Genomic DNA, 7,332 nt, shown 5'->3' with positions numbered 1-7,332 from the left:
GGGATGGACCAGCCCGCCACGCTCGACTCGCGGCTGCCGCGCGGCCTCGCCGTGCTCGGCGCGGCGCTGCTGGGCCTGGGCCTGGTGATGTGGGTGGCGGCCAACTGGGATGATTTCGGCCGCGCCGGCCGCTTCGCGCTGCTGCAGGGCGCGGTGCTGGTGACGGGTCTTGCCGCCGGCCGCCGCGCCTGGGGGCCGGCGCCGGGGTTGCTGGCGCTGGTGGGCATCGGCGCGCTGTTCGCCTACTTCGGCCAGACCTACCAGACTGGCGCCGACGCCTGGCAGCTGTTCGCGCTGTGGGCGCTGCTGGCGCTGCCGCTGGCACTGGTGCTGCGCAGCGACGTGCTGTGGGCGCCCTGGGCTGTGGTGGCCGCGGCCGCGATCAGCTTCTGGGTGCAGGCCCACACCGGCCACCGCTGGCGCATCGAGCCGGGCGACCTGGCGGTGCAGCTGCTCGGCTTCGCGCTGCTGGCGCTGCTGTGGCTGGGCCTGGGGCCGCTGGCGCGCCGCAGGACCGGCGCCGGCGCCTGGGCGATGCGCACGGCGCTGCTGCTGTCGGTGCTGTCGGTGCTGGGCGTGGCGCTGGGCGGGCTGTTCGCCCGCCACGTCGGGCCGCAGTACGGCGCCGGCCTGGTGCTGCTGGCGCTGATCGCTGCGGTGCTGGTGGGCCTCGCGGCCTTCTTCGACCTGTTCTCGCTGAGCGTCGTGGCGCTGGCGCTCGATGTGCTGCTGGTGTGCGGCCTGGCCCGCCTGCTGCTGGACGACCGCCACGGCGGCGGCGACCCGATCGGCGAGATGCTGCTGATCGGGCTGGTGGCGGCCGGCCTGCTGGCCGGTTCGGTCAGTGGCTTGATGGCGCTGGCGAAGCGGCGCGCGCAACCATGAGCAAAGCCGCCCCTGCCCGTCCTTGGCCCGTCGTGCTGCTGACGGCGCTGGGCGCGTGGCTGGCCGCAGTGCCCTTGGTTGCGATGATCGTGATGCTGCTGGGCTCGGCGCTGCAGGGCGGCATCGCGCCGCTGGTGATCGGCGCGGGGTTGCTGGTCGGGGCCGTGCTGCTGCTGCGCGCGGCGGCGCTGCCGCTGTTCGTCGAGCAGCTCGCGGTGCCGCTGCTGCTGACCGGCGGCGCCTGCCTGGCCTGGGGCCTGGTCAACCAGCTGCAGCACCAGGAGGCGCTGGTCTCGGCGCTGATGCTGGTGGTCAGCGTGATCGTGGCCGCGGCCGTGACGCGGTCCTGGCTGCGGCTGCTGCTGGGCGCGGGCGCCGCGGGCCTCGGCCTGCTGACGCTGCAGCCGGAGGGGTGGCTGAGGCTGGGTTCCGGCTTCATCGAAGTGCATCTGCTGCTGGCGGCCTGGGCCGCGATGCTGCTGGCGGCGCCGCGCGTGCCGGCCGGTATCGGCGCGCTGCTGGAGGACTTCGCCTGCGGCTGGCTGATGAGCTGCCTGCTGCTGCTGGCGGTGCAGGCCGGCGGCCGGGCGGCGCTGGGCGGGCTGAACGAGCATTCGGCGGCGGCCTGGCTGTCGGCCGGCCTGGCCTTGGCGGCCGCTGCCTGGGCGGCCTGGTCCTGGCCGGGCCTGCGGCGCTGGCCGCTGCTGCTGGCCGGCGCGGTGCTGGTGGCGCTGGCATGGCCGATGAGCCATCTGGGCGCCTTGCTGCTGGCCATCGCCGTCACCGCCTGCAGCGGGCGCTGGCGCCAGGCCACGGCGGCGGCGCTGGCGGCGGCCTGGGTCGTCGGCCATTTCTACTTCGAGCTGGACTGGCCGCTGGCGCAGAAGGCGCTGTGGCTGGCCGCCGGCGGCGCGGTGCTGCTCGGGCTGGCGGCGCTGCTGGCGCGGGCCGGCGTGGTGGCGGCCGCGGCGGGCGGTGGCGGCTACCGCTGGGCCGCGGGCCTGTGCGCGCTGGCGGTGCTGGCGGTGGCCAACGGCCTGATCTGGCAGAAGGAAGCCTTGATCCGCGACGGCGCGCCGGTCTATGTGGCGCTGGTGCCGGTCGATCCCCGCTCGCTGATGCAGGGCGACTACATGCGGCTGGCCTTCGCGCTGCCGCCCGGCGTGCAGGAGCTGCCCGTGGACACCGGCCGGCCGCGCATCGTGCTGGCGCTGGACGAGCGCCGCATCGCCCGGCCGCTGCGCGTCGCCACGCCGGGGCAGGGCGCCGCTGCCGGCGAGCTGCTGATGGAGCTGGCACCCAAGGACGGCCGCTGGATCCTGGTGACCGACGCCTGGTTCTTCCGCGAGGGCGAAGCCCAGCGTTTCGGGCTCGCCCGCTATGGGGAATTCCGCGTTCTGCCGGACGGCCGGGCCCTGCTGGTGGGGCTTGCCGACGAGGCGCTGCACCCCCTCGCCCCCCTGATTGCGCCGTGATCGTCTAAAATCTTCGGTTCAGCCCTTTTCGACGGCTGTCTTTTCGCAAATCCTACGGAGCCATCATGGGCAACAAGATCATCACCGAAGCGGACCGCAAGGCCACGCCGCGTCCCGCCGCCCCGAAGGGCGTCACCTTCACCGCCGGCCGCGGCCAGCTGAGCAGCCTGGAGCGCGGTTCGCACACCCGTTCCAAGAAGAACCCCGGCAAGCGCCCGCACAGCGGCTGATCGCCGGCGGCCTTCGCGCCCGGATGCCCCGTCGCCCCACGGCACGGGGCATTGTTCATTTCCACCGCCCCCGACTGCCTGATCGCTCACCATGATCCGCATCACCGAACTCCGCCTGCCGCTCGACCATGCCGAGCACGAGCTGCGCCCCGCCGTCCTCGAGCGCCTCAAGCTCAAGGACAAGCAGTTGCTGAACTTCACCGTCTTCAAGCGCAGCTACGACGCGCGCAAGAAATCGGCCATCGTCCTGATCTACACGATCGACTGCGAGCTCGCCGACGAGGCGGCGGTGTTCAAGCGCTTCCCGAACGATCCGCACGTCAAGCCGACGCCGGACACCGGCTACAAGTTCGTCGGCCATGCCCCCGCCGAGTGGCCCGAGGAGAAGCGCCCCGTCGTCATCGGCTTCGGCCCCTGCGGCATCTTCGCGGCGCTGATCCTGGCGCAGATGGGCCTGCGGCCGATCGTGCTGGAGCGCGGCAAGCAGGTGCGCGAGCGCACCAAGGACACCTGGGGCCTGTGGCGCCAGAGCGAGCTGCAGCCGGAGTCCAACGTGCAGTTCGGCGAGGGCGGGGCTGGCACCTTCTCCGACGGCAAGCTGTGGAGCCAGATCTCCGACCCGCGCTTCCTGACCCGCAAGGTGCTGACCGAGTTCGTCAAGGCCGGCGCGCCGGAGGAGATCCTGTTCGTCAGCAAGCCGCACATCGGCACCTTCCGGCTCGTCTCGATGGTGATCAAGATGCGGGCGGAGATCGAGCGCCTGGGCGGCGAGATCCGCTTCCAGCAGAAGGTGACCGACCTCGCTGTCGAGAACGGCCAGGTGCGCGGCGTCACGCTCGAGTCCGGCGAGCAGATCGCCACCAACCACGTCGTGCTGGCCTTGGGCCACAGCGCCCGCGACACCTTCGCGATGCTGCACGGCCGCGGCGTGTTCATGGAGGCCAAGCCCTTCTCGATCGGCTACCGGATCGAGCACCCGCAGGGCGTCATCGACCGCGCCCGCTTCGGCCCCAACGCCGGCAACGAGATCCTCGGCGCGGCCGACTACAAGCTGGTCCATCACGCCAGCAACGGCCGCTCGGTCTACAGCTTCTGCATGTGCCCGGGCGGCACGGTGGTGGCGGCGACCAGCGAGCCGCTGCGCGTGGTCACCAACGGCATGAGTCAGTACTCGCGCAATGAGCGCAACGCCAATGCGGGCATCGTCGTGGGCATCAGCCCGCAGGACTACCGGCAGGACGGCAAGACCGACAAGAGCCCGGTCAACCCGCTCGACGGCATGGCCTTCCAGCGCATCTGGGAGAGCCGCGCCTACGAGCTGGGCGAGGGCGGCTACAAGGCGCCCGGCTCGCTGGTGGGCGACTTCATCAAGCGCCAGCGCAGCAGCGCCTTCGGCGGCGTGGAGCCCTCGTACAAGCCCGGCGTCACGCTGACCGACCTGCAGCAGAAGGGCAACGGCAGTCTGCCCGACTACTGCCTGGACGCGATCCGCGAGGCGCTGCCGGCCTTCGAGCGCCAGATCAAGGGCTTCTCGATGGCCGACGCGGTGCTCACCGGCGTCGAGACCCGCACCTCCAGCCCGCTGCGCATCACCCGTGGCCGCGACTACCAGAGCCTCAACATCAAGGGCCTGTACCCGGCCGGCGAGGGCGCGGGCTATGCCGGCGGCATCATGAGCGCCGGCGTGGACGGCATCGAGGTGGCCGAGGCGGTGGGCGCCTCGCTGCTGGGCGTGGTGCCGTCGAAGTAAGGTGTTAGCTCAGCGGATCGCCGCTGGCTTGGCCCGCTCGCGGTAGAACTCGTCGAACTGCGCGGCATAGCGTCCGCGCGTCTCCGGCGTCAGCCAGTACAGCGCCTGCTGCTTCAGCAGGGCCGCGCCGGTCGGCGTGCCCAGCACCCGCTCGATGCCCTGGATCGCCGCCAGACCCCAGGCATTGCGCGGGCAGGCGATGCCGGCGCGCACCATCTCGGCATTGCCGGCGATCGGCAGGCTGCGCAGCTGGCGCAGCGCCGGCGCGCGCCGCTGCGCCTGGGACAGCTCGGCGTCGAAGCCGATGGTCCAGTCGGCCCGGCCGAGGGCCAGCATGGTCTGGATCTGGCTGCCGAAGTCGCTCGAGGCGTAGCGGGTCAGCGCCGGGCCAGGCATGGTGAGCATCGCGTCGATGCTGCGGCCATAGCTGCGTCCGTCGACCAGCGCGCCGCGCAGCTTCGCCTCCGCCAGCAGCCGCGGCAGGTCGGCCTCGCCGGCAGCAGTGCGCGGCAGCGATGCCAGCATGTCGCCGCGCACGATCAGTTGCAGCGGCGGTCCCAGCAGCGTGTCCGCGAAATAGGCGATGCGCTCGCGCTCGGCGGTCCGGATCGAGGAGGACTGGCAGACCCGCTCGCCCTGCTCGATCAGCTGCCAGGCGCGGCGCGCATTGGCCGGCACGCGGATGTAGTGCGGCTGCGGCCAGGCGGCCTCGATGAAGTCGCGCAGCGCGTCGCCCATGCGTGATTCCTCGGTGGCCTCGCCGCCCGGACGGGCCGACAGCAGCCAGGTGATCTGCTCGACCTCGACCGCCGCGGCCGGGCGCAGGGCGGCCAGGCCCAGCGTCAGCGGCAACAGGCGCAGCAGCAGGCGGCGTGGCGGGAACATCAGCGGATCTGTGAGGGTTGGGCCCGCACCTTGTAGAAGGCATCGAGCTGGCTGCGATAGTGCGCCAGGATGGCAGGCGCGGTCCACTGCTCAAAGCCCTCGCGCAGCATCGCCGAGCCGGCGGGCGTGCCCAGCACCCGGTCGATGCCCTGGATCGCAGCCAGTCCCCAGGCATTGCGCGGGCAGGCCGCGCCGACCGGCAGCAGCGAGTCCGCGCCCTGGATCGGCAGGCTGCGTAGCTCGCGCGCCATGCGCTGGCGCTGCTGCGTATCCTGGATCATCCGCATCATCACGTCGAACTCCAGCGTGTAGTCGGCGCGGTCGGCCAGGAGCAGCGGCAGCAGCTGGCTGCCGAAGTCACCGGTGGACACGGTGGCCACTTCGGGGTTGATCGCCCGCTGCGTGATCAGCCGGTCGATCGTGGCCCCGTAGCTGCGGCCGTCGATCAGCACGCCGCGCATGCCCCTGTCGGCCAGCAGCCGCGCCAGGTCCACGGCCCCGCCGGGGCCCAGAGGCAGCCGCGCGCCCCTGTCGGCGCGCACGATCAGCTGGATCGGCGGCACCATCTGGGTGGCGGTGAAGTAGGCCATCTTCTCGCGCTCGGGCAGGCGCAGCCAGGCCACATGGCAGACATGCTCGCCGCCGTTGATCAGCTGCCAGCTGCGCTTGGCGTTGGCGACCTCCAGCCGGTGCTCCACCTGCGGCCAATGCAGGCGCATGTAGGCGAGGATGCGGTCGGCCAGGCCAGCGTTGGGCCGCCCGTCACGGCCGGTGTCGGCGGTGAGCCAGGTGATGGCGCCCACGGCCGGCTCGGCCGCGGCCGGGCGAGGCAGGGCGGCGAGCAGGAACATCATCGTCAGCACCAGCATCGAAGAAGCGATGCGCAGGGCCATCGTTCAGCAGGGCGCCTGTTGTTGCGGAGCCAGCAGGTCGATCAGTTCGCGGGCGAACTCCAGCGCCTCCTCGGGCGTGGCGAAGAAGTACTCGCCGCCCAGGTCGGCCACATCGCCTTCGGGCCCGACATGGACCACCGCCCAGCCCTCCGCGCCGCCGCCGATCGCGCAGACGCCGAAGGCGCCCGGCGCCAGCTCGCGCGCGCTGCCGGCGGTGACGAAGATGTCCCGGCCGCGGTGTTCGTAGTAGCGTTTCATCGTCCGCTATTGTCGTGGTTCGGGGCGATGCCGCTGAAGTAAAGGCTTATGTCTGCGGCACCTATAGTGGCGCCTTCCCGCACAAGCAAGGAATGCAGCATGAAGGCCATCTGGAACGGCGTGGTGATCGCCGAGAGCGACGACACGGTGCTCGTCGAGGGCAACCACTACTTCCCGCCCGAGTCGCTCAAGCGCGAGTACACGAGCTTCAGCAACCACCGCACGAGCTGCCCCTGGAAGGGCCAGGCCCAGTACCTGAGCCTGTTCATCAACGGGGAGATGAACCCCGACGCGGTCTGGTACTACGCCGACCCGCTGCCGGCAGCCGCGGAGATCAAGGGGCGCTACGCCTTCTGGAAGGGCGTCAATGTCGTCGAGTGAGCGAGGTTCAACGCGGCAGCAGCACCCACAGCCGCAGCGGCGATTTCGTGCGCGTGGCCTGCTGCTCGGCCTCGGCGCCCCAGCCCCAGAAGTAGTCGGCCCGCACCGCGCCGACGATGCCGCCGCCGGTGTCCTGCGCCATCACCAGGCGGCGCAGCGCGGCGCCGCCGTCCAGCCACAGCGGCGTGCCCAGCGGGATGGCTTCCTTGTCCACCGCGGCCGAGCGGCCCGGCGTCAGCGCCACGCCCTGGGCCCCGCGCGGGCCGGTGCCGGCATCGAGCAGCGGCTCCTCGCTAAAGAACACATAGCGCGGGTTGCGCCACAGCAGTTCGTTCAGCCGCTGCGGGTTGCGCTGCGCCCACTCGCGCACATAGGCGCGCGGGGCGGTCGGGCCCTCGCCGCGCCATTCGCCCATCTCGGCCAGGGCCACGCCCAGGGGCCGCAGAGGCTGGTCGTTATGCCCGGCGAAGGACAGGCGGCGCCATTCGCCGTTCGGCAGCTTCAGCCGCCCCGAGCCCTGCAGCTGCAGCACCTGCAGGTCGATCGGATCCTCGATGTACGCCAGCGGCCGGTAG

At 71.9% G+C, this 7,332-nt stretch carries 9 protein-coding genes; 5 read left to right on the top strand and 4 right to left on the bottom strand.

Annotation, left to right across the window (positions count from 1 at the left end; translation table 11 throughout):
* From B0W88_RS27995 to B0W88_RS27985, 4 genes are all read left to right on the top strand, one after another.
* Positions 1-885 (top strand): DUF2157 domain-containing protein (locus B0W88_RS27995; RefSeq protein ID WP_144007014.1); only part of this gene is annotated, 885 nt, incomplete at its 5' end.
* On the top strand, positions 882-2,360 hold the full coding sequence (locus tag B0W88_RS27990) for a GDYXXLXY domain-containing protein (RefSeq protein WP_083749121.1): 1,479 nt from the start codon (positions 882-884) through the stop codon (positions 2,358-2,360). The genes B0W88_RS27995 and B0W88_RS27990, both read left to right, overlap by 4 nt.
* A gap of 65 nt (positions 2,361-2,425) precedes the next feature.
* Positions 2,426-2,590 (top strand): hypothetical protein, encoded by a 165-nt coding sequence (locus tag B0W88_RS34540; protein WP_198937961.1) that lies wholly within the window; start codon positions 2,426-2,428, stop codon positions 2,588-2,590.
* Between the two features lie 91 nt (positions 2,591-2,681).
* A complete protein-coding gene (locus B0W88_RS27985; RefSeq protein ID WP_077037841.1) occupies positions 2,682-4,340 on the top strand; it encodes an NAD(P)/FAD-dependent oxidoreductase in 1,659 nt (552 codons plus the stop codon).
* 9 nt (positions 4,341-4,349) lie between these two features.
* On the opposite strand, the gene B0W88_RS27980 is transcribed toward B0W88_RS27985, so the two are convergent.
* The 3 genes from B0W88_RS27980 to B0W88_RS27970 are packed head-to-tail and all read right to left on the bottom strand — an operon-like array spanning position 4,350 to position 6,376.
* A complete protein-coding gene (locus B0W88_RS27980) occupies positions 4,350-5,225 on the bottom strand; it encodes a hypothetical protein (RefSeq protein WP_077037840.1) in 876 nt (291 codons plus the stop codon).
* The gene (locus B0W88_RS27975) at positions 5,225-6,118 is read right to left on the bottom strand and encodes a TIGR02285 family protein (RefSeq protein ID WP_077037839.1); all 894 of its coding nucleotides are present in this window, start codon (positions 6,116-6,118) and stop codon (positions 5,225-5,227) included. The genes B0W88_RS27980 and B0W88_RS27975 overlap by 1 nt, the downstream gene beginning before the upstream one ends.
* A gap of 3 nt (positions 6,119-6,121) precedes the next feature.
* Positions 6,122-6,376: a hypothetical protein gene (locus B0W88_RS27970; protein WP_077037838.1), complete on the bottom strand. Its 255-nt coding sequence runs from the start codon at positions 6,374-6,376 to the stop codon at positions 6,122-6,124.
* A gap of 99 nt (positions 6,377-6,475) precedes the next feature.
* Between B0W88_RS27970 and B0W88_RS27965 the strand changes: the two genes are divergently transcribed.
* Complete coding sequence (locus B0W88_RS27965) at positions 6,476-6,757, top strand: DUF427 domain-containing protein (protein ID WP_077037837.1); 282 nt, start codon at positions 6,476-6,478, stop codon at positions 6,755-6,757.
* Positions 6,758-6,764: 7 nt separating this feature from the next.
* Here B0W88_RS27965 and B0W88_RS27960 read toward each other — a convergent pair.
* Positions 6,765-7,332 (bottom strand): MltA domain-containing protein (locus B0W88_RS27960; protein WP_198937960.1); only part of this gene is annotated, 568 nt, incomplete at its 5' end.

This window comes from Pelomonas sp. KK5 (genome assembly GCF_001984095.1).
Lineage (GTDB): Bacteria > Pseudomonadota > Gammaproteobacteria > Burkholderiales > Burkholderiaceae_C > KK5.
The sequence above is the reverse complement of the archived record's forward strand: the minus strand, read 5'-3'. Positions and strand labels throughout refer to the sequence as shown.

Excerpts from the sequence above, each read along its gene's own strand:
- B0W88_RS27990 (WP_083749121.1), top strand. The coding sequence starts at position 882 with ATGAGCAAAGCCGCCCCTGCCCGTCCTTGGCCCGTCGTGCTGCTGACG.
- B0W88_RS34540 (WP_198937961.1), top strand. The coding sequence starts at position 2,426 with ATGGGCAACAAGATCATCACCGAAGCGGACCGCAAGGCCACGCCGCGT.
- B0W88_RS27985 (WP_077037841.1), top strand. The coding sequence starts at position 2,682 with ATGATCCGCATCACCGAACTCCGCCTGCCGCTCGACCATGCCGAGCAC.
- B0W88_RS27980 (WP_077037840.1), bottom strand. The coding sequence starts at position 5,225 with ATGTTCCCGCCACGCCGCCTGCTGCTGCGCCTGTTGCCGCTGACGCTG.
- B0W88_RS27975 (WP_077037839.1), bottom strand. The coding sequence starts at position 6,118 with ATGGCCCTGCGCATCGCTTCTTCGATGCTGGTGCTGACGATGATGTTC.
- B0W88_RS27970 (WP_077037838.1), bottom strand. The coding sequence starts at position 6,376 with ATGAAACGCTACTACGAACACCGCGGCCGGGACATCTTCGTCACCGCC.
- B0W88_RS27965 (WP_077037837.1), top strand. The coding sequence starts at position 6,476 with ATGAAGGCCATCTGGAACGGCGTGGTGATCGCCGAGAGCGACGACACG.